The organism is Candidatus Cloacimonas sp. (genome assembly GCA_039680785.1).
GTDB lineage: Bacteria > Cloacimonadota > Cloacimonadia > Cloacimonadales > Cloacimonadaceae > Cloacimonas.
Map to the genome: position 1 here is coordinate 40,697 of JBDKSF010000026.1, position 19,637 is coordinate 60,333.

The 19,637-nt window shown below is 38.3% G+C and carries 16 protein-coding genes; 4 read left to right on the plus strand and 12 right to left on the minus strand.

Translation table 11 applies throughout. The features are described from left to right. Positions 1-48: 48 nt before the first annotated feature. The 4 genes from ABFC98_01540 to ABFC98_01555 all read right to left on the minus strand — a co-directional run bounded on the left by ABFC98_01540 (position 49) and on the right by ABFC98_01555 (position 5,780). On the minus strand, positions 49-831 hold the full coding sequence (locus ABFC98_01540; GenBank protein ID MEN6444711.1) for a TSUP family transporter: 783 nt from the start codon (positions 829-831) through the stop codon (positions 49-51). Between the two features lie 3 nt (positions 832-834). Then, complete coding sequence (locus ABFC98_01545; protein ID MEN6444712.1) at positions 835-3,990, minus strand: hypothetical protein; 3,156 nt, start codon at positions 3,988-3,990, stop codon at positions 835-837. Positions 3,991-4,090: 100 nt separating this feature from the next. Further along, on the minus strand, positions 4,091-4,534 hold the full coding sequence (umuD, locus tag ABFC98_01550) for a translesion error-prone DNA polymerase V autoproteolytic subunit (protein MEN6444713.1): 444 nt from the start codon (positions 4,532-4,534) through the stop codon (positions 4,091-4,093). A gap of 58 nt (positions 4,535-4,592) precedes the next feature. Then, positions 4,593-5,780: a tetratricopeptide repeat protein gene (locus ABFC98_01555; protein ID MEN6444714.1), complete on the minus strand. Its 1,188-nt coding sequence runs from the start codon at positions 5,778-5,780 to the stop codon at positions 4,593-4,595. Positions 5,781-6,078: 298 nt separating this feature from the next. Here ABFC98_01555 and ABFC98_01560 point away from each other — a divergent pair, with 298 nt between their 5' ends. The 3 genes from ABFC98_01560 (at position 6,079) to ABFC98_01570 (ending at position 9,192) form a co-directional block, all read left to right on the plus strand. Further along, positions 6,079-6,360, plus strand: a complete 282-nt coding sequence (locus ABFC98_01560; GenBank protein ID MEN6444715.1) for an HU family DNA-binding protein — start codon at positions 6,079-6,081, stop codon at positions 6,358-6,360. Between the two features lie 273 nt (positions 6,361-6,633). Next, the gene (locus tag ABFC98_01565; protein ID MEN6444716.1) at positions 6,634-7,866 is read left to right on the plus strand and encodes an MFS transporter; all 1,233 of its coding nucleotides are present in this window, start codon (positions 6,634-6,636) and stop codon (positions 7,864-7,866) included. 1,143 nt (positions 7,867-9,009) lie between these two features. After that, a complete protein-coding gene (locus ABFC98_01570; protein MEN6444717.1) occupies positions 9,010-9,192 on the plus strand; it encodes a hypothetical protein in 183 nt (60 codons plus the stop codon). Between the two features lie 8 nt (positions 9,193-9,200). Here ABFC98_01570 and ABFC98_01575 read toward each other — a convergent pair whose 3' ends face one another. Together ABFC98_01575 and ABFC98_01580 are read right to left on the minus strand one after the other, a co-directional pair. Further along, the gene (locus ABFC98_01575; protein MEN6444718.1) at positions 9,201-11,093 is read right to left on the minus strand and encodes a T9SS type A sorting domain-containing protein; all 1,893 of its coding nucleotides are present in this window, start codon (positions 11,091-11,093) and stop codon (positions 9,201-9,203) included. 39 nt (positions 11,094-11,132) lie between these two features. Continuing rightward, a complete protein-coding gene (locus ABFC98_01580) occupies positions 11,133-12,284 on the minus strand; it encodes an HD domain-containing protein (GenBank protein MEN6444719.1) in 1,152 nt (383 codons plus the stop codon). 358 nt (positions 12,285-12,642) lie between these two features. On the opposite strand from ABFC98_01580, the gene ABFC98_01585 reads away from it, so the two are divergent. Beyond that, the gene (locus tag ABFC98_01585; GenBank protein ID MEN6444720.1) at positions 12,643-12,903 is read left to right on the plus strand and encodes a hypothetical protein; all 261 of its coding nucleotides are present in this window, start codon (positions 12,643-12,645) and stop codon (positions 12,901-12,903) included. Between the two features lie 149 nt (positions 12,904-13,052). Here the strand turns inward: ABFC98_01585 and ABFC98_01590 are convergent, their stop codons facing one another. The 6 genes from ABFC98_01590 to ABFC98_01615 form a co-directional block, all read right to left on the minus strand. Beyond that, positions 13,053-15,485, minus strand: coding sequence for a hypothetical protein (locus tag ABFC98_01590; protein MEN6444721.1), 2,433 nt, complete (start codon positions 15,483-15,485; stop codon positions 13,053-13,055). A 34-nt stretch (positions 15,486-15,519) separates the two neighbouring features. Then, positions 15,520-16,431: a bifunctional 5,10-methylenetetrahydrofolate dehydrogenase/5,10-methenyltetrahydrofolate cyclohydrolase gene (locus ABFC98_01595; GenBank protein ID MEN6444722.1), complete on the minus strand. Its 912-nt coding sequence runs from the start codon at positions 16,429-16,431 to the stop codon at positions 15,520-15,522. A gap of 6 nt (positions 16,432-16,437) precedes the next feature. After that, positions 16,438-17,247, minus strand: a complete 810-nt coding sequence (locus tag ABFC98_01600) for a TIGR00282 family metallophosphoesterase (protein ID MEN6444723.1) — start codon at positions 17,245-17,247, stop codon at positions 16,438-16,440. Beyond that, a complete protein-coding gene (gene rny / locus ABFC98_01605; protein MEN6444724.1) occupies positions 17,247-18,815 on the minus strand; it encodes a ribonuclease Y in 1,569 nt (522 codons plus the stop codon). The genes ABFC98_01600 and rny overlap by 1 nt, the downstream gene beginning before the upstream one ends. 232 nt (positions 18,816-19,047) lie before the next feature. Continuing rightward, positions 19,048-19,311 (minus strand): cell division protein ZapA, encoded by a 264-nt coding sequence (locus ABFC98_01610; GenBank protein ID MEN6444725.1) that lies wholly within the window; start codon positions 19,309-19,311, stop codon positions 19,048-19,050. A gap of 1 nt (position 19,312) precedes the next feature. Continuing rightward, positions 19,313-19,636: a hypothetical protein gene (locus ABFC98_01615; protein ID MEN6444726.1), complete on the minus strand. Its 324-nt coding sequence runs from the start codon at positions 19,634-19,636 to the stop codon at positions 19,313-19,315. Position 19,637 lies beyond the last annotated feature (1 nt).

Here is a 19,637-nt window from a genome sequence, read left to right on the forward strand (position 1 = left end):
GCCAATTTATCTGCTATTATCAGATTGAAAAATAATAATAAATTACGCTCATTTAGGCAATAACAGATTATAAATAACCCGGGCAAATAACAACGCTAAAGCAAGAATAAATACTTTTCGGATCAGTTTATTTCCTCTTAAGATAACGAGTTTTGAACCGATAATATTTCCCGCAATTCCGCATAAAGCACCCGGAATGGCTAAAGGATAATAAATATTGGATGTAAAAGCGAATGTTACAACTGCTGCCAAGTTGGAAGCCAAATTTACTACTTTCGTATTGCCATTTCCAGTTACAAAATCGTAATGCATTATGGATGTATAAATAAGGATAAGAAAGGTTCCGGTTCCAGGCCCAAAAAAGCCATCATAAAAACCTATGCCAAGTCCTGTAATCGCTCCCAATATCATTCTGAAAATTTTCGCCATTGTTTGGGCATTGCTTTGCATCCCCATTTTTTTATTAAAGAGAGAAAAGACGGTTATAATAGGAATGAGAATAATCAGTAAATAATTTAGCGCCGAAGATGATATCTGCAAAGCAGTTGTAGCTCCCAGCCAAGAACCAATCAAAGCCATTCCTGCGCTTAACAAAGCTACGGGGATATCGATCATTTTCGCTTTGAAATAATTGGCGGTGGAAAAGAAAGTTCCCCAACTGGAAGAAAATTTATTGGTCCCCAAAGCCAGATGGGGTGGAATTCCAGCGCTCCAATATGCTGGCAAAGAAATTAATCCGCCTCCCCCGGCAATGGAATCTATAAAACCAGCAAGAAAGATAAAAGGAAGAACGATTGCATAATCAAGCGGGGATAATACAACACCAGTCATAACTCAAATTTCCGCTTTAAATTCTAATTTTAGTTCATGCGAACTGTCTTGTTTAGGGTAATCGTAAAACTTATAGTCGAGAGTAATTACGCTGAAACTGTTTATCCTATAAACGCCATTTATGGTTGCGGAAGGAATCCAGCCGGCTCTTTTTTGAGGGAGGAAAGCAAAGTAATCGCTACCGGAAAGCTTATTATATGTTATTCCCAAGCTTGCCGTCAAACGGTATTTTTGCATAAACACGCTTTTCCAGGCAGGAGCCAAAGCCAAGGTCTCGAGAGTATAATTTTCGCTACCGTCTTGTTTTTTCCCTTGTTCAGAACTATAACTAAGTTCTGCCTGAACATTGCTTTGCGGATTTAATATTTTTTGCATCATAGCGCTTGCGCTTAAAGTATTCGTTTCGTTCAAATAACGAGTATCACTGCTATTTTCTCTCCCAAAGCGTAAACGGGTATTCCAAGAAATGATATCTTTGAAATCAAATTGGGCTATTTGAGACCAGCTTAAATTTCTTTCCGGGGTCTGATATCGTTTATCCAAAGTTCGTTCCATCGATATCTGAAGGTTTGAAGTTATTTTATTGCGCATTAAATCCAGCCAAAAAACTTCATCAATACTTTGCCTGCCATATATTGTAGTATCGTCATTATAAACGCTTCCTGGCAGAAAAAAGTAACTTCTCCAATTATTTCGCTGCGAGCTTTGTTCATTCAGATTAATGGATGTATCACTTTGTAAACGCTGCCAGAAATCATTGGTGGAAACATTGCCCGGTTTCAGATAAACATTCAGAAGGCAATTGATTTCGGAAGATAAACTTCCCGTGGAACTGGTAATATATACCCAATCGTAATCTCCGTCGCTAACACTTACACCGGTGCTGTCATAATATCCTAAGCCAGATCCAACATATTGTAATTCTCTTATTTTGGGATAGAACTCCGTTTGATTCAACTGATAGTTACTATAAATACCGATGGCATTTTTAAAAAAGCTATTGCTGGAATGTAAGGTTATCAGATCATAGTTAGATTTGGAACTGGAAATTAAATCCGGTTGTTTTATTTCACGGTGAGTAACATCCAGATCAATTCTTTGCGAACCTACATTCACCATTTGCTTTACATTATAGGTCTGTGTTTTGGAAGTAGTATTCCACAGCTCGTTTTCTTTAATCCGGGTTTTATCATTACTATGAGAAAATTGGGTAAGAAAGGAAGATGCCTTGCCGAAAGTGATTCCGGGGCTTATTTTTAAGTAACTGTTGCCGAATTGGGTATTATCCAGAAGGTTATAAAGGGCCTCGAAATGCAAACGCAAATTATTCAATGCCCAAGATAAATCTCCCTGATGATATTGCATTATTCCGTCATTATCGTCTTCTTGTTTGTAATCCTGTTTAGAAATTGTACTTCTAATATTAATGGCGGGTAAAAGGCCTTTCCCTGAAGAGATAGATATAAAACGCAAAGCCATAAGAGAATAGAGATCGTAAATATTTCGGTAGCGATATAAAAGCGAGGCAGTCCAATTTTGTTGTTCGCGACTGATTTGAATATTACTTTCTTGTTGAGCCAAAGAATCCGCTGTTTCCAAAGAGGCAAAATCATATTCTGCATCCAGATTACGATATTGACCAAAAAGAAAGGTCTTTTCACTCCGCTGTTCATAATTTAAGTTTAAGGCATATAGCGAAAAAGGTACTTCCAGATAGGTATAAAAAATACCTGCATCGTTATCGGAATCGTCTTTGGCAGATAGAGTGTTTTTGTCGTTGATACTACCCAATGTTTCGATTCCGATCTTAAATCCATTATTTTCATATTTCAGCTCCACATCCAAATTACCTTTTTGTTCTGGAGGAATCAATCGTTTTCGAGGGAGCCAAGAACCCATTCCTGCTCCTATGTAACGATATTTGCCGGCAGAAAATTCTTCATAATCGCCCTGTCCACTTCCCACATAACTGAAAATAACATCATAACAGGCAAGTGTATCTCCCAAAGCATATTCATAATAATATTCATTCTGCGAATTAAGTAACCTTTTATATTCTCCGGTTCCTGCTTCTACTTCGGAAACGCCTTCACCCCAAACATATACATCTCCAGCATTATTTAGCGAATCCAAATCCGCTGGGCTGAATTCAGAAAGCAAGGGATTTTTTTTATCATCTTGTTGCCAAATGAAATGATGGGTAAGAGTAAGATGCTCTGCAAGCTCTATTTGACTGGAAGTAAGATAATTGCTTTGCGGATAATATTCATTGGAATATTGAAATCTGGCAATTACGGAATTGGACGCACTTACTAAGCTTTTAAACATCACGCTGCCTTCACTGTAATCTATGCTGTAATCAATTCCGCGTTCAGTATGTCTGCCGTCAATATATATCTCTTCGCTTCCGGCGATGATCAGAAAGTTGGATTGAGTATCATTTGCTTTTAGATAGTAGGGACCCTGTTTTCCATCCACAATAGTGATTTTGATGGAAGCATTTTTACCTCCGCCGGCCGAGTAAGCTGTTTGAACATAATGTTTACCTTTTATCCAAGCATTCAAGCCCTCAAATTTTGTATAATATTCAAGATAACGAGTTCCCGAGAATTTCAATTCCAGGTCTCCCATGGCGAGTTCATATTTTGGACCGTAAATGCGAATGAACACATTATCCAATGAGCTTAATTCTTTGGAATCGCCTTCCGGAGACAGTTTGGATTGACTATCCGAAAGACGGGCATTGATATTTACATTTTTTGCCAGTTCGCCTGAAATATTAACAAAGAGAGATTGTTTTAAATCAAAAGTGGATTCATCGGAAAAAGTGATGGCGAATGTTTTCGTGCCTTGAATGTCTAAACGAGCGTCAGATGCTAAAATCGGATTTGTTCTTTTTTTAATTTCCGTCAGCATAGTATCGCTATATGCAATTTCTTTCCATTCCTGTAACGGCTCAGTTAATGATAAAGGGACTAATAAATACTCAATTCTCAAAGCAGATACAGTGGGCACAGTCAATAAAATCAGCTCTGCCTTTTGATGGTTTACTTGATATTCGATTCCTTCTCTATATAAAATTGAATCAGCATATACACAAACGCTGTTCTTAATTACGGGCGATTTGGCAAAAGTATAGACCTTTTTGTCAGTTTCCAAAATGATATTCTGTTGTTGATATAATGACAGGGAATAAAGAAACGAAATTCCAGTTATAAATAGCAATAAAAGTAAGCAGAATTTGATTTTTGCCAACTGATTAAACTTTATGAATAACGAAGGTTACAACACCCCAAATTATGAAATCCATCCCTTCTTGAATTTGTATGGGTTGGAATTCATCATTTTCAGGCATTAAAAAGTAATCAGTCCCATTTATTTTAAGGCGTTTTACCGTTAATTCACCATCCACGATAGCAATCACTATGTGGTTATTATTTGCTTCAATTGCTCTATCAACAATTAATAAGTCATCGGGTAAAATACCTGCTCCCTGCATAGAAAATCCATCTACTTTAACAAAAAAAGTAGAAGCAGGATGCGCTATAAGATGTTCATTTAAATCAAGTTTGCCTTCTATATAGTCCTGAGCTGGAGAAGGAAAACCTGCAGCAATTTTGGAACTCATCAAGGGACGGTATTGCTTTTTTCCTTCCTCAACAGAGTAAATGGCTTTAACTGAACCGTCGCTATGTAGTTTCATTTCATTATAAAAGTAAGGACGGACTTAATCTGATAGCCCGTCCCTAATTCATTTTTTGTTACTTAGGAATATTCTTAAGCAGATTTTTTGCTTGTGCTCCATATTTGGGATCGTTTTGCAAGCGTTCCAAATCGGCTTTTGCGGCAGAATAATTTTTGGTTTGAAAATAAGCTACTCCCCTCAACATTACAGCATCCGTATTTTTGGCATCCATACTGAGAGTAATATTTGCGTTGCTAATCACTTTGGCATAATTTTTCTGGGTATTGTAATAACTGGCAAGGAGCAAGGCAAGCTGAGGATCACGATCAATGCTTAATGCTTTTTCGTAATATTCCACCATTTTCTTTTTATCTTTCTGTGCATCATAATTCTTGCCCATCATTATATAGATCTGTGCCAGTTCAGAAGGTTGCGGATTGGTATCAACTACTTTTTGCAGATAAATGTTGGCATTTTGCCAATCCTTCATACTAAGATAATAATTTGCCAAACGACGATAAATATCAGCGCCGGGTTCAATGGCAAGAGCTTTCTGGTAATATTTTCCTGCTTCCACCAGATTTCCTTTTTCCAAGTAAAAATCTCCAATATTGATAAATGCCTTGGCATCTTTGGTCAATTCTGCATAATCAATTAAAACCGTATAAGCGCTGGCTTCATTCTTCAAATTATCTTTTAAAACATAGAATTTAGCATAGATAGTATCTGCATCTTTAGGATTCAATTTCAATATCTGATCGTAATATGTCAGCGCTTGTTCATATTTACCTGCCTGTTTGGCTATTATAGCCATATTATTATAGGTACCTATTATGTCCTGAGTTAGCTCTTCCTGAGAAATCTGTATGGGAGTGATGGTTTTGTAGATGTTCAAAGCTTGATTGTAATAGGAGAGTGCTTCATCATAACTATTCATTTTACCGCTTTCATCTGCCAGCTGTATATAGGACTTAGCAATGTTCAGATTCATTTTTTCTATGTTTTCGGCGATAGAATCGGTTGGAGCAGCATTAGCAGCTGCCTCATTAAATAAAGATATTGCTTCCGTGAACGAGTTTATTGCCTCATTATATGACTGATTATTATATGCCTCTGTTCCTGCAGTAGCATCCTGATGAGCCAAGACATAAGGATTGCGAACCGGTTCTGGTTCTGTCTTCATTTCCTCTTTTTTATTGCCGCTGCAAGCACTAAGCAGCATTAAAAGAGCGAGGACTATGAAGGTTAATATTTTAGTTTTCATTGGTAAATCCTCCAAAATTTTATATGTTCCTTTGTCTTAAGGTGTCTTAATTTTGTCAACTTAAAAAGTAAAAGAAGAAAAAAAATGAGTTATTTTGAAAATATTTTTTGCTTTCTTAGCTAATGGCTAATTGGCTGTTAAATAAAGACATATAAGTTCATAACAATGTTATAAACCGCATAAATTCGTAAAAAAAACGAAAATTCGTATTATTTTAGTTGACAGAATTTTCGGAGCGCACTTTTATTAACTTTGATTGATCTCTCACTCTTTATACAAAAACCAATAAGGAGGTAAAATGAGCAGAGACGAATTAGTAAAAAAGATCGCAGCAAGTGCTGGCATTTCTCAAAAAGTTGCCAGTTTAGCCCTCAATGCATTTTTAGAGGGCGTAACCGACACTCTTAAAAAGGGTGGAAAAGTTACATTGGTCGGTTTTGGATCATTTAGTGTTGCCCATCGTAAAGCACGCAATGGCATCAACCCCAAAACCAAGAAACCTTTGAAGATTCCGGCACGCAAAGTTCCGGTTTTCAAAGCTGGTAAAAAACTTAAAGAAGCTGTGAAAAAAGCCAAATAGTTAAATTCCTTTACAGCTTGGGCAGAGAGCAAATTTGTTTTCTGCCCTTTTTTTATCTAAGACCTTTAGCGGGTGTTTTTGCAGTTCGAAGAATTCCGACTTTTTCAAACTAAGAAAAGCACTCTGGCTAATCTTATCTTTATCTTTACGGGTGACAAATCCATTTTTGTCACCCCCTATATAATGTAAGACACATTTTAGGCAGATCTTTTCTGCTTGACTGTAAAGTAACTATATTTCATAATGTCAATAATGAAAACGGGAGCAAAGAATATGCTTGGAAATGACGATCTCAAACCGAAAAGTAAGGGTCTAAGCCATAGAATTATCTCCTTTTTCAGTATCAATAGCAGTATGCTGGGAATGTTGATAATGGTAATTTTGGTGGGAATGGGCGAAAAAATGGCAGAGCGTTTTCTGCCTTTATATCTGATAGCGATGGGGGGAACTCCCATCATCATTGGTTTACTGAATGGTATGGATAATTTGCTTAGTGCCTTATATTCATATCCGGGCGGTTGGTTGGCTGAAAAAATCGGTTATAAGAAAGCCCTTTCTGTTTTCAATCTGATGGCTATGTTTGGTTATTTAATCGTGATTATATTTCCTTCTTGGATAGCCGTTTTGGTGGGGGCTGTCTTTTTTATTTCCTGGACGGCTATTTCCCTGCCTGCAACGATGAGTTTAATTTCTTCCGTAGTTCCGGTGAATCGCCGTTCTATGGGAATTTCGATGAATTCCATTGTAAAACGCATTCCTATGTCATTAGGTCCAATTTTGGGTGGAGCTCTTATTTTGCGTTATGGAAGAATTCAAGGCGTCCGTTATGCTTTTATCGTTGCTTTTATTTTGGCGGGCGTAGCTTTATTGGTTCAAAGTAAATTTATCAATGAACAACCGCAAAAAGAGAAGACAGAAGTTAGTAAAGGTTCCCGTCGCTTTTCTGCCAATTTGCGTCATTTGCTTGTATCCGATATCTTAGTCCGTTTTTGCGAACAGATTCCTTATGCCTTTGTAGTGGTTTGGGTAGTGGAAAATAATCACATTAATGAATTGCAATTTGGAATTTTAACCACCATAGAAATGATAACCGCTATGCTGATTTACATTCCGGTTGCCTATCTTGCTGATCGTAGCACCCGTAAACCTTATGTAGCTATAACTTTTGCTAATTTTACCCTTTTCCCGCTCGTTTTGTTCTTTTGTCATAATTTTGCCGCTATGGTAGTTGCCTTTATCATTCGGGGCTTGAAAGAATTCGGAGAACCCACTCGTAAGGCATTGATTATGGATATGGCTCCCGAAAATGCCAAAGCATCCACCTTTGGAACCTATTATCTCATCCGCGATGTGATTGTTTCTATTGCTGCTTTCGGGGGCGCTTTTCTCTGGCAAAAAAGTCCCCAATTAAATTTCCTCACTGCTTCCGTTTGCGGTTTGTTGGGAACTTTTTACTTTATCATTAAGGTCAAGCCGCAAAAAGTTTGCCAACCCGAAACTGCCTGAATTAGATAATTACCTCTCACAGATTTCACAGATAACACAGATGAAAATTTCACGCAGATAACGCAGATTTGAATAGGTAAGGGATGAACAGGATTTATGGGATTTTGGGGATTTATTGATAAGCCACCGAATAGGTCTCACGCAGATTACGCAGATTTCGCAGATTTTAATAGGAAAGGGTTGAACAGGATTTATGGGAGTTATAGGATTTCGAAAAAAAAGTTCCGATAGGAACGATACATACTAACGACGGGTTTTAACCCGGCGCATTGAGTATCCTTTATATAAGTCCCAGCGGGACGACAGATAATTGCAACGGGTTTTAACCCGGCGCTAAAATATAGGAGGGTTGACTTCCTCGTCAACCACAACAAACAAACTCTCAAGCAATCCTAAAAATTTCGTGGAAACTGCATAATTTGGTTGTCAGGGGAACGACGAGGAATTCGTTCTTCCTTTAAAAAAAAGTACCTTTTGCGGCGCTACAGCGAGCGCCGGTACAAAAATCACATTGAACCAGTGGACGCCGTTCCTGTTTTTCCTCTCACAGATTTCACAGATAACACGGATAAAGATCTCACGCAAATTTCGCAGATTTCACAGATGACACAGATTTGAATAGGTAAGGGATGAACAGGATTTATGGGATTTTGGGGATTTTAGATGATAATTTGTTAACTTGGTTTTCTGATTATTATATATGGAAACGGAACTTTGAGATGCACCAGTTTTGGCAACGGAAAAAGAATCAAAAGCAAAGATAAAATTGACAGGAATTATCTAATTAAGTAACTTGAATACAGCTTAATAATTTGAGGTTGTGATTAACCTCAAGACCTCTCGACCCCAAGACCTCCAGACCTCTCGACCTCCAGACCTCTCGACCCCCAGACCTCTCGACCTCAAGACCTCTCGACCTCCAGACCTCTCGACCCCAAGACCTCTCGACTTCCAGACCTCAAGACCTCCAGACCCTCCAGACCTCTCGACTTCCAGACCCCTCGACCCCAAAACAATAATCCGATACTCGCTTCATCATCTGATAGCAAAGTAACAATCACCTAACACTTCAGTAATGATATTAGAGCAGTGTTACTTCAGTGTAAGAGAATTGTTACATAATGCACTAAGGGACAAGAAATTATGAGTAGGCAAGCAAAGATGACAAAAGATAGGGCAGACCTGCTTAGCAATACCAGTTATAATAACCAAAGAATAAATCTGCAATCTGTTCTGCTTCAATTGAATAAACCGTATTTTGGGCATAAAAAAACCCGTCGGTTTAGATTGCCGACGGGAATTACTCTAATGATTATTTATACTTAGTTTTAGGATTATTTAACGATTACCAGTTTTCCGTTTTGGCTTGTCCCTTCGCTAATTACTCTATAGAGGTAAATACCGGTGGGGACAGGTTTGGATAAAGTGTCCAAAGCATTCCAGGTTAATTTTGCTGAACCGTTTTGATCAATAACTGAATTAATGCGTTGAATAAGTTGTCCTTTCAGGTTAAAAATTTCCACGGTAAGAGGTCTATTGGCTTTTCCCGAAATTTGGAAAGTGGTATTTGCTTTTAAGGGATTGGGATATACATTTACACTTGCCAAAGCAGGCGCAAGTTCATCGCTAACTGGAACATTGATAACAATGGAAACGATTTCGGAAGGGTTGGAATATTGCAGTGGATTGCTAAAAATAGAGCTGATCCAGTATTCATAAGTTCCATCTGGAAGGTCGCTATCCAAGTATTCAAGAGTATTCGGATTCATAATATTTTGTAAAACAGAGTTGTTGCGAACCAAGCAATAGCCGATAAAACCTCTGTTGTCAAAGTGATTTGGTTTTGCCCATTGCAAGCGAATGGAATTGGGAGGAACAAGAGTTCCCGTAAAGTTTTGGGGATAAGGCAATTCTTCAATGGGTAAAGTGGGTGCACTAAGCACGGCAGTTCCCGGCATACCATATTGATCTACAGGGGTTACGCGGCAAGCAAGCGACCAGCCAAGATCTGCAATTGCAATAGTATAGGTCTGCCCTGTAGCATTTTCAATGGGTACAGGTTGATTATTGATCATCTGCATCCATTGAAATTGAGTTGCACCTTCCGTGTTACCATCGGGATCAGAAAATTCGTAATTTGCGGTTAAAGTTTGGTAAATGACCGGAGGACCGTCCAAATGAACATTATTGGCAACTGGAGCAGCATTGTTAAATCCTGTTCCCGTAAGAGGAATTTGCACCTGAGGATATCCACCTAAATTACTGTTGATGGTTAAAGTTCCAGTATAATCAGTTGCTGCTTCTGGGGCAAATTCTACGGTGACTGTAAATGATTGATAGGGAGGGATCGTAAAAGTGGCAGGTTCGGGAGTAAAAACAGGATTGGAAGAAGTGACAGTTCCATTCACTTCATATTCAAAGAAGTTATTCAGGTCTATATTTAGATTGGTGTGCCCGCTCACATAAGTATCAGGGAAATTAAGTTCGGTAGCGGAAACAGGATTCACTCCCACCAGGCCGGGTAAAGAATACTTAACACTTTGCAGAATTTCTTTGGTTGAGTTATTTTGCAGGAAGAGCACTGCTTCACAAGTGTTTATATTCCAGGCAGGGTTATAAGTTCCCGATAACTCATAGGTCTGCTGTTCACCTGTGGCAAGATTTACTGCTGTTCCATTTTGATTAGGCATCATCAAACGATTTACAAAATTAAGATGCGTCATTCCCTGCCAGGAAAATTCAATGTTGGATTGAGTAATGACACAATGTAACAGGACATTGGTATTCGTATCGGCTTCCGGTTTGGCAACCGTGGCAGAAATATTTAAAGTGTTACCTGTAAGAGAACCGGTTGCGGAAATAGTATATTTAGAAGCAACTCCAATGCGGGCATTTACCTTTGTAAGATACTGGCTATACATCGATTGAGTATGATTGCCTCCTTCCACTGGACTTAATCCATCAAAATAAGCGGTGGGAACTCCACTAATGTTGTAATAGGTATTGCGTGCATTAGAGTAAGTGTTAGCGAAAGTATCGCCAGTATGATTTTCGATGATCGCTACCGGTTGATCGTTCGCTATTAAATCATCGGCTCCCATAGCCGCTCCGGGACAATAAGTACACCAAGTTCCAGTAGCTATTTCTACTACTACCAGATTGCGGGGAACTGCAAAGGCAAATAGCAGAACACCCGTAAATATGAGGGTTAGCAAGGTTTTTTTCATTAGTACTCCTTATGTTTTCGTTTATATTAGTTTGTTGGTCTATCCTTTCCAAGGTAGCAAATATGCTTTAATTTCTTCATTGTAATAACGGTCTGTCATAGTGGCGATAAAATCGCGCACTTGTTCAGGAGGCGAAAAATGCTCCAAATATTCGGGGCGTTTGTGATCAAGAAAATGTTTGAAAATCTTGGATTCCCGATTGTTCTCTCTGATGTCATTTAAGTAAATGTCAAAGAGAATTGGCATAGTTCGGTAAATTATGGAATTGGATTTTTTCACATTTTCATCGGTGTATATTCTTTTGTAATTGAATTTTTTCAGCGCTAAGAGGTGTTTACTGGTTTCAGTATCGAAAGCGACAAAATTTTCATCATAACTGTTTGTAATCACGCTTTTTATAAGAGTATCGATTATCTGACTATTAGTGTTTCCCAAATAAGCTGCTTGCTCAATTGGAAGCTCCTCTCGACGCAATATATTAAAACGAATGGCATCCTCAATATCCTGTCCGATATAGGCAATGGTATCCGTAATGCGAACTACGCAGCCCTCTAAAGTGGAGGGCATAGAATCTAAATTTTTACCGGATTTTTTGGCTGCGATATAATTTTGGATATCTGTTTCTGATTTTTTTGCATCGGGAATCAAACGAGTATTATGAACCTCTCCATCGTGAGAAATAATACCATCCCTCACTTGAAAAGTAAGATTCAATCCTTTTCCTTTGCGGGAAATGTGATCCACTATGTGTAAGCTTTCAATGTTATGATGAAACTGACCGATGTCATTTTGTTCGCAACAACGAGATAAAGCATTTTCACCATCATGACCAAAAGGGCAATGCCCAAGATCGTGCCCTAAAGCGATTGCCTCAATAAGCTCGGTATTTAGCTTTAAGTATTTTCCTATGGTGCGGGATATCTGAGAAACATAGGCAATATGTAAATTGCGATTGGTCATCTCCTCATCAATCATATTGGTGAAAGAAATAACTTGGGTCTTGCCATGATAACGACGATACGCTCCACTATATAAAATTCTATCTCTATCAACCGCAAATTGAGAACGCATAATATCCGGTTCCTCTTTTTTGGTTCGCCAAGAGTTGGAATCGTAAAATGCATATTTGCCTAAACTGCTTTCGTGCTCTGCTCTTATCTCATTGAAAATAGCGGTCAATTTATCATTCATTATCTGCTCCTTATTGATATATTATTTCAGTTGGAGATAATGTCAAGCATAACTTACATTTTTTGTTCCGTTATTGAAGATAAAAGTGATTAGTTAGAAGAGAGCAAAAAGGATTGGAGCAGCAATTTTTGTTTTATGAGAAGATTTTGGACGAACTCTTCGTTTCTTATGTAGCTTTTATCTTTATAACGGCTCTTTCGTCTCAAGTAATTTTTTTTAAACAGCAAATCAATTTAAAGTGATTTTAATTTCCCTTTCACTTTTAAAATGTTTCTTTATTTTGGTGAAAAAAACATTGACAGTAAAACCTCGGCAATAATTATGAGCTTGTAGGAAATACTTTATAAAGGTGGAGAATATGCTCTACACATTGCCAGATGGCAAAAAATTGGATTTCGCGAGGGTGGAAAGTATTTCTAAGATTAGGGATTACGGGCAGGCAGAAAATATAGTTGAGAAACAGCATATTGGTTTTGCGATTCACTTAAAAAATAAGGAAACCATTGAAGTGAAAGAGACCTATCATTATAGTGACTGGGCTGAGGCAAAACTTCGTTTAAATAAGATAAGAAATGACATCATTAGCGAATGGGAAAAATACAAAACAGAAATAAAGTAAATTAGCCATTATTTTTAGCGCAAATAAAAACTCGGTTATCTGGAAAACGATCTTCGCATCGTCATCCTGACAACCGAGTTCTGAAGTTCCTACCGAATTATAGGTAACTATTTAAAACACTTTTGGGAAGGAGGATTGGAATCCTCCTTCTACATAATCTCTGAAAGTATCTGATTCATTGTTGCTTTGGTTTCTGAATCCTTCATAAAGGATAGAGGGAAACCAAAGATATATACATGACTGTTATTAGAATTTACCTTCCGGAAAGCAACTGTCTTACCATTATATAAATCATACTGTGCTTGAGTGGGAGGATACACAGAATAATTAGTTGGTTTACAACCAAATGTATAAAGCGGTTCTCCAGTGAAATGGGTATCTTCAAAATAGGATAAGTATCCCAAACCCTGACGGAGATTAACCATACTATAAAAAGCGGCTTGATCTCCAGTTCCAAATTGAAGATTCATTTCATTATAATTTGTCATTGCTGGAACTGCCTTCTGGAAGAAAGCTTTTAAATTATTGTTATCAACATAGGAAATTTTGGGTAGATTTTCAAAACCGAGATAGTTAACTAAAGTTGTTCTAACGCCTTGTCTGGAAATCTCAGTTAAAATTGGGCTTAACCTATGAGTATGAGAAATTACCAAATTTCCACCTCTCATCAAGTATAAACTAATTCCATCTGAATCATACATTAAATTACCCGTATCATTTACATTGTCGTTATGGTAGATGATAAGCTTATATTTCTGTAAATCACTGAAAGCTAATGCTCTGCCGCGTGTATCTTCATCAGGATTAACTTTTCCTTTCAAATGGGGTGTCCGCGAGATAACATCTATTATTCCAGAGTATTCTGATAACATATTTGCATATTTTCCATCTATTTTATCATCTGGAGCTTGAGCTGAATCTAAATCATCGTCAATAACAAGAATTCCATTCCGATTGGCTGGTTCAATATAAGGGAACAAATAGAAGGTGAAAACTGCGGGTGTAGGATCATATTCATTCTGTAAATCTACCACCCTTACTTCAAAAGTATGTTCTCCAGGTTCAGTTCCAACTGGAGCAGGAAGCTGACTGCTCGTTAAGACGATAGTTTGTCCTAAAGGTGAATTAGTGGGAAGCCGCAACCATCTTTTACCATCCTGATCTGTAACACCATATTCGCTGAAAGGATAAGGAGGATAACTATATGGCTCACCGTCGAACCGAATATCATAAGCGGTTATTTCACTGAAGTAGTTGCTACTTGTTCTGCTGTCTAAAACTACATCTACTTTCTTACCATAAGGCATAGAATTAAGTTTAGTTGTATCTCCATAATCTGCAGAATTATCGCGAATGTCTCCATATTCACCCCACCAGCCCCAACGGACCCAAAGTTTTATATTGGAGGAATATACTGCCGTGTTTCTATGCTCAGTATCCTTAAATAACGGAGTGGCATAATGAATGGAGCCCTGAGTTATAGTTCTCGGTAAAACGGTTAGTTCAGGTGTTGAATCATCGCCATAATCCTCAAAGTGATTATTGGTAAGAGCATAAGTTTTTGTGGGGTAAATGACAGTGTGAGGTCTGAAACCGGGGCGAACGCGGAAGTTAATAACCGTATTGGAATCGGGAATAGAAACAACTCCTGCCAGGTCTGTAACGCGAGCAGTTATTCTGGTTTTCTGCGGTAAAGCGACACCTGTTTCTTCATTGTAATCATAAGTTAATTGTGGAGTTGTGTGAGCAGTTAAAAGATATTCACTTATCTTTCCGGTTTCATTATCTTCTGCAGTAGTGGAAAACCAATCTGTTTCGGTTTCCGGTTTAACAACACCCCCGGGGGCTGTAACTTTCATCATTTTAAATTCATATTTATAAGGAGCAGGTGTAATGAACGGATCAGTGTCTTTCATCGAAAAGGATAGTTTTAGTCCCGAACCCACTTCTTTGTCATTAGGATTTCCTTTAGTAGTGCTAATTGAGCATTTGGGTCTGTCTGAATGGGTAGTAAAATTGCGCCAAGCAACTTGCGGTGTAATATCCCCTCTATTGTCAATTGCCACAACTTCGAATCTATTATATTTGTTGATGGGATTTCCATTCGCGTCAGCAGAAGGGAAATTAATAACTGCATATTTTTGGGAAGTCCAAATAGAACGACGCGCAGCAGGATTATCCAAAGGAATGGTTTGATCAGCTCCGGACAAATAATGAATAACCCAACCCTTTCCTAAAGGAAGTAAATTATCAGGCGTAAGCTCTCCTGTTGTGTCTATATAGTCATAACCGGGAGTGGGGATAGGATTGTTATTTTCGTCCAAAATTCTAAAAGCATAACCTGTTATGATACCGTCAGGATCTGTAGCGTGCCAGTAAATTCGTTGCTGGAAACTATAAACTAATGTAGTGTCGTAACCAGCTGTAACATAAGTGCTGTCCCAACCTTCGTAAGATGTTATTTTAATTGTCGGTGGTTGATTAGCAAATCGGTTTCCGGATTTACCGCAACCCGATACCAACAGTAAAGTGCATATAGTTAACATAATGATAGATAAGAGTTTTATCCTCTTTACTCGCATTATTCCTCCCAAACTTCATATTTAGTATGGTTCATTATTTTTCCTTAAAAATCAAGTCAAGATATTCGTCAATAGTTTTGTGTATATTTCTTTGTTCAAGGCATGCCTTAACCAAATTTAAAAATAAAACTGAAGTAGTAATTACGCCAATTCCCCCTGGGACAGGAGTTATGCCTAATGCCTTATCCAGGCATAAGTTATAATCAACATCTCCAACATAAGCAAGTGCGCCGTTGGGAGATATTATTTCATTAATACCTACATCCAAGATAACTACATTTTCTTTTATCATCGAAGGAGTTACAAAATTTTCCTTCCCAATGGCTGAAATGAGGATATCTGCATTATGGACAATATCGCTAAGGTTATCTGTTTTACTGTGACACACGGTTACCGTAGCATTTGCAAAGGGTTTTTTCCACAGTAAAATATTTGCCAAGGGTTTTCCCACTACATTACTGCGTCCTAAAATCACTGTATTTTTACCTTGCGGTTTTATTCCATAATAGAGCATACAAAAAAGCACCGCAGCTGGCGTGCAAGGTAAAAAACCATCTTCTTCACTGATAATTTTACCCAGATTAAGAGGATGTAAACAATCCAGATCTTTATCCGGATGGAGGGCAAAATTTATGGTGCTGTCCTTGAGATGCGAGGGCAGTGGTTTTTGTAGCATTATACCGTGAATTTCGGAATCATTATTAGCGGAACTCAAAATAGCCAACAACTCATTTTCCGTAATATTAGCGGGCAAATTTTGCAGTGTGCAGTTGCAGCCAAGCTTTTTACCACTATTGATGATACTTTGCACATAATAGCTGGAAGCAGGATCACTGCCTACTTGAATTAGTTGCATATTTGGCTGTAATTCATAATGAGCGATTAGTTCTCGGCATACTTGGTTAATTAGTTTGGCAACCGGTTTTCCGGTTAATACTTTTTCCATATATTTTTACTCTAAAGTTCTTCTCACGCGGGTTATCTTTGTTGCCAAGCCGGTTTCTGAATTGATTTCCAGAACAACGGCATTTACCTGTAAACCACTATCGGAAGATTCATAACGGATGGGAATGGAGGTTCTGAATTTATCAACAATAATTTCTTTTTTAACTCCGATTACGCTATCATGAGAGCCAGTCATACCTACATCGGTTATATATGCTGTCCCTGCCGGTAAAATTTCTTCATCGGCTGTTTGAATATGGGTATGAGTTCCTAAAACAGCGCTTAATTTGCCATCCGCAAACCAACCCATGGCTCTTTTTTCACTGGTCGTTTCAGTATGAAAATCCAGGATAACGGGGAATGGTAATGTATAAACGCCTTTCTGTTCACCATCTTCATTATAATTGGTTTTTATGAATTTATCCAATGCATTGAAAGGATTATCACAAGGAGGCATAAGTAACTGACCACAAAGGCAGATTATACCTAATCGTAGATTACCTTTAACCAAGATCAGAAAAGGATTGCCCGGAGCATACTCAGGATAGTTCAAAGGTTTTACTATTCTATTTTGACTGCGGATATATTCAATGGCTTCGTTTCTATCCCAAAGATGATTACCTCCCGTAACGGCATCAATTCCGTAACTGAAAAGCTGGGAAAGTGTTTTTTCCGTAACTCCTTTTCCATCGGCTATATTCTCACCATTGGCAATGATAAAATCGGGGTTAAATTCTTCTTTGAGAGTAGGAAGAGCCAGCTGAACGGTCTGGCGACCGGCTTTTCCATATACATCACCAAAGAATAGAACTTTCATTATTTCGCCATAGCCATTTGTCTGGTTTCTCTGATCACCGTAACTTTAATCTGACCAGGATATTGAACTTCTTTTTCTATATTGGCGGCAATTTCAGTAGCCAAGAGGGTTGTTTGATTTTCATCTACCAAAGAGGGCTCAACAATTATGCGTAATTCTCTGCCTGCCTGTATGGCATAGCATTTGCTGACGCCTTCAACATTATTTGCTATTTCTTCCAGCTTGGCTAATCGCTGCATATAGGTCTCCAACATTTCTCTGCGAGCACCCGGTCTGGCACCTGAAATTGCATCCGAAGCTTGAGTTAAAGCAGCATAAACTGATATGGGTTCAACTTCTTCATGGTGTGCCTCTATAGCGTTTACGATTATTTTTCCCTCTCCGTTTTTGCGGGCTAAATTGGCTCCGATGATTGCATGGGAGCCGTCAAATTCATGGTCTATGGCTTTTCCGATATCATGTAATAGACCTGCCCTACGCGCAAGTTCTTGATCCAAACCAAGTTCAACTGCAAGAATTCCACATATCCAGGCGGATTCTATGGAATGTTGCAATACATTTTGTCCATAGCTGGTGCGATAATGTAAACGTCCCAGAACCTTAATCAGGTTTGGTGATATATTGTGGATGTTAGTTTCCAACACTGCTTTTTCACCTATTTTTATTAGGTTTTCTTCCATTTCTTTTGTAGTTTTGGCAACTACTTCTTCAATGCGTCCAGGATGGATTCTGCCATCGGCAATCAGTTTTTCCAAAGACAATCTGGCAATTTCTCTTCGGACAGGATCAAAGCAGCTAAGAACTACGGCTTCGGGAGTATCGTCAATAATTAAATCTACCCCTGAGACCTTTTCAAAAGTTCGGATATTTCTGCCTTCGCGTCCAATTATGCGTCCTTTCATTTCATCTGATGGCAGGGAAACTACTGAGACAGTGGTTTCTGAAACATAATCCACAGCCATTCTTTGGATGGCAGTGGAAAGAATTTCCGCAGCTTTTTTTCCTGCGTCAAGTTTCAATTGCTCAATAGTGAGACGAGCATCATTAGCTGCTACCTGTCTTGCTTGTGAAATCAATTCTTCTCGCAAACGGGCAATTGCTTCTTCGCGTGAAAGTCCCGCAATTTCAGCCAATTTGGTTTTTTGTTGAGCGATGATTGCCTCAAATTCGTTCTTTTTGTTCAGTATTTCTTCTTCTTTGGCTTTCAATTTCTTTTCTTGTTCTGTGAGGTTGTTTTCTTTTTTATCGAGTGAATCAAGGCGTTTATCCAAGCTACTTAAGCGTTCGTTATATTTTTTCTCTTGGATGCGCAGTTCTTTTTGGCGTTCCTTAATTTCGTCATCAAGGATGCGTTTTTGTTTAAACCATTCTTCCCGAGCTTCCAGCAGAGCGGCTTTTTTAGCGTTTTCCGCTTCAATTTTAGCATTTCTTTCCAGTTCTTCGGCTATTTTAGTTGATCGGGAGATCAGTTTAAAAGTAGTGTTACGCTTAACTAAATAAATAATAAGTGCGATGGCAAAACCAATTGCCACACCGATTATAAGTGCTATAATAGGATCTATAGTCATTGTTATTTCCTTATTTTAATCTATTAAACTTTGGCATTAACCAAAGCGAATTATTAAAAAGTGCCCGCATGAACCGTGTACGCTTGTCATTCGAAAGCCAAGTTTTAAGTGGGAATCTACCTTTTGAGCTTTATGTATCCGGAGCTTGCCGGCGCGCATGCCACTCATGGCTTGAAACCCGATATTTTAATAGCTTTTATGCAACCCATATCACGAATTCTGCAGGCATAATTTAGATCATTATTTTAGATAACATTTGGTTTAGGCGATCCAGTTCGGAGCTTAAATCACGATTTTTATCGCCCAGAGTTAATACTTCTTCCTGTTGTTGAAGGCAAATTAAGAGGAGCAGTTTAGTAAAATCCAGATTATCGTAATGTTTGGATAGATCATCAATCTGGTTGTTTATTTCTTCGGCAATTTTGCTGGTTCGTTCTGGATTATCGCTTCGCAAACGAAATCTGCGTCCAAATATTTCCACTTCAACCGATTGCATATCAGGTCTCTTTATCTACGGTAGGTAATATCCCGTCAATTTTTTTAATTGCACCTTCAGCTAAATTTTCAAAGCCGGCGAGGATTTTTTGCAGTTCTTTATATCTGTTTTCCAAAGTATTATATTCATCCTGAAGAGTTTTGTATTTCTTTTCTTGTTCGCCGGTTGTTTTGCCGCTAACTTGAATTTGGGCAATCAGCTGAGAATTTTCTTCAGCTAACAGACGGTTTTTTTCTTCCAGTTCCTCAGCTTTTTGAGTAGCCATAGTATACTGGTCTATCAGTTTTTGTATCTTGTCTTGCAGGTTTGTAATGTTACTTTCCATT

Coding starts and splice junctions, on each gene's coding strand:
- ABFC98_01580 (MEN6444719.1), bottom strand. CDS start 12,284: ATGAATGATAAATTGACCGCTATTTTCAATGAGATAAGAGCAGAGCAC.
- ABFC98_01600 (MEN6444723.1), bottom strand. CDS start 17,247: ATGAAAGTTCTATTCTTTGGTGATGTATATGGAAAAGCCGGTCGCCAG.
- ABFC98_01560 (MEN6444715.1), top strand. CDS start 6,079: ATGAGCAGAGACGAATTAGTAAAAAAGATCGCAGCAAGTGCTGGCATT.
- ABFC98_01615 (MEN6444726.1), bottom strand. CDS start 19,636: ATGGAAAGTAACATTACAAACCTGCAAGACAAGATACAAAAACTGATA.
- ABFC98_01570 (MEN6444717.1), top strand. CDS start 9,010: ATGAGTAGGCAAGCAAAGATGACAAAAGATAGGGCAGACCTGCTTAGC.
- ABFC98_01555 (MEN6444714.1), bottom strand. CDS start 5,780: ATGAAAACTAAAATATTAACCTTCATAGTCCTCGCTCTTTTAATGCTG.
- ABFC98_01565 (MEN6444716.1), top strand. CDS start 6,634: ATGCTTGGAAATGACGATCTCAAACCGAAAAGTAAGGGTCTAAGCCAT.
- ABFC98_01540 (MEN6444711.1), bottom strand. CDS start 831: ATGACTGGTGTTGTATTATCCCCGCTTGATTATGCAATCGTTCTTCCT.
- ABFC98_01575 (MEN6444718.1), bottom strand. CDS start 11,093: ATGAAAAAAACCTTGCTAACCCTCATATTTACGGGTGTTCTGCTATTT.
- ABFC98_01590 (MEN6444721.1), bottom strand. CDS start 15,485: ATGCGAGTAAAGAGGATAAAACTCTTATCTATCATTATGTTAACTATA.
- ABFC98_01610 (MEN6444725.1), bottom strand. CDS start 19,311: ATGCAATCGGTTGAAGTGGAAATATTTGGACGCAGATTTCGTTTGCGA.
- ABFC98_01585 (MEN6444720.1), top strand. CDS start 12,643: ATGCTCTACACATTGCCAGATGGCAAAAAATTGGATTTCGCGAGGGTG.
- umuD (MEN6444713.1), bottom strand. CDS start 4,534: ATGAAACTACATAGCGACGGTTCAGTTAAAGCCATTTACTCTGTTGAG.
- rny (MEN6444724.1), bottom strand. CDS start 18,815: ATGACTATAGATCCTATTATAGCACTTATAATCGGTGTGGCAATTGGT.
- ABFC98_01595 (MEN6444722.1), bottom strand. CDS start 16,431: ATGGAAAAAGTATTAACCGGAAAACCGGTTGCCAAACTAATTAACCAA.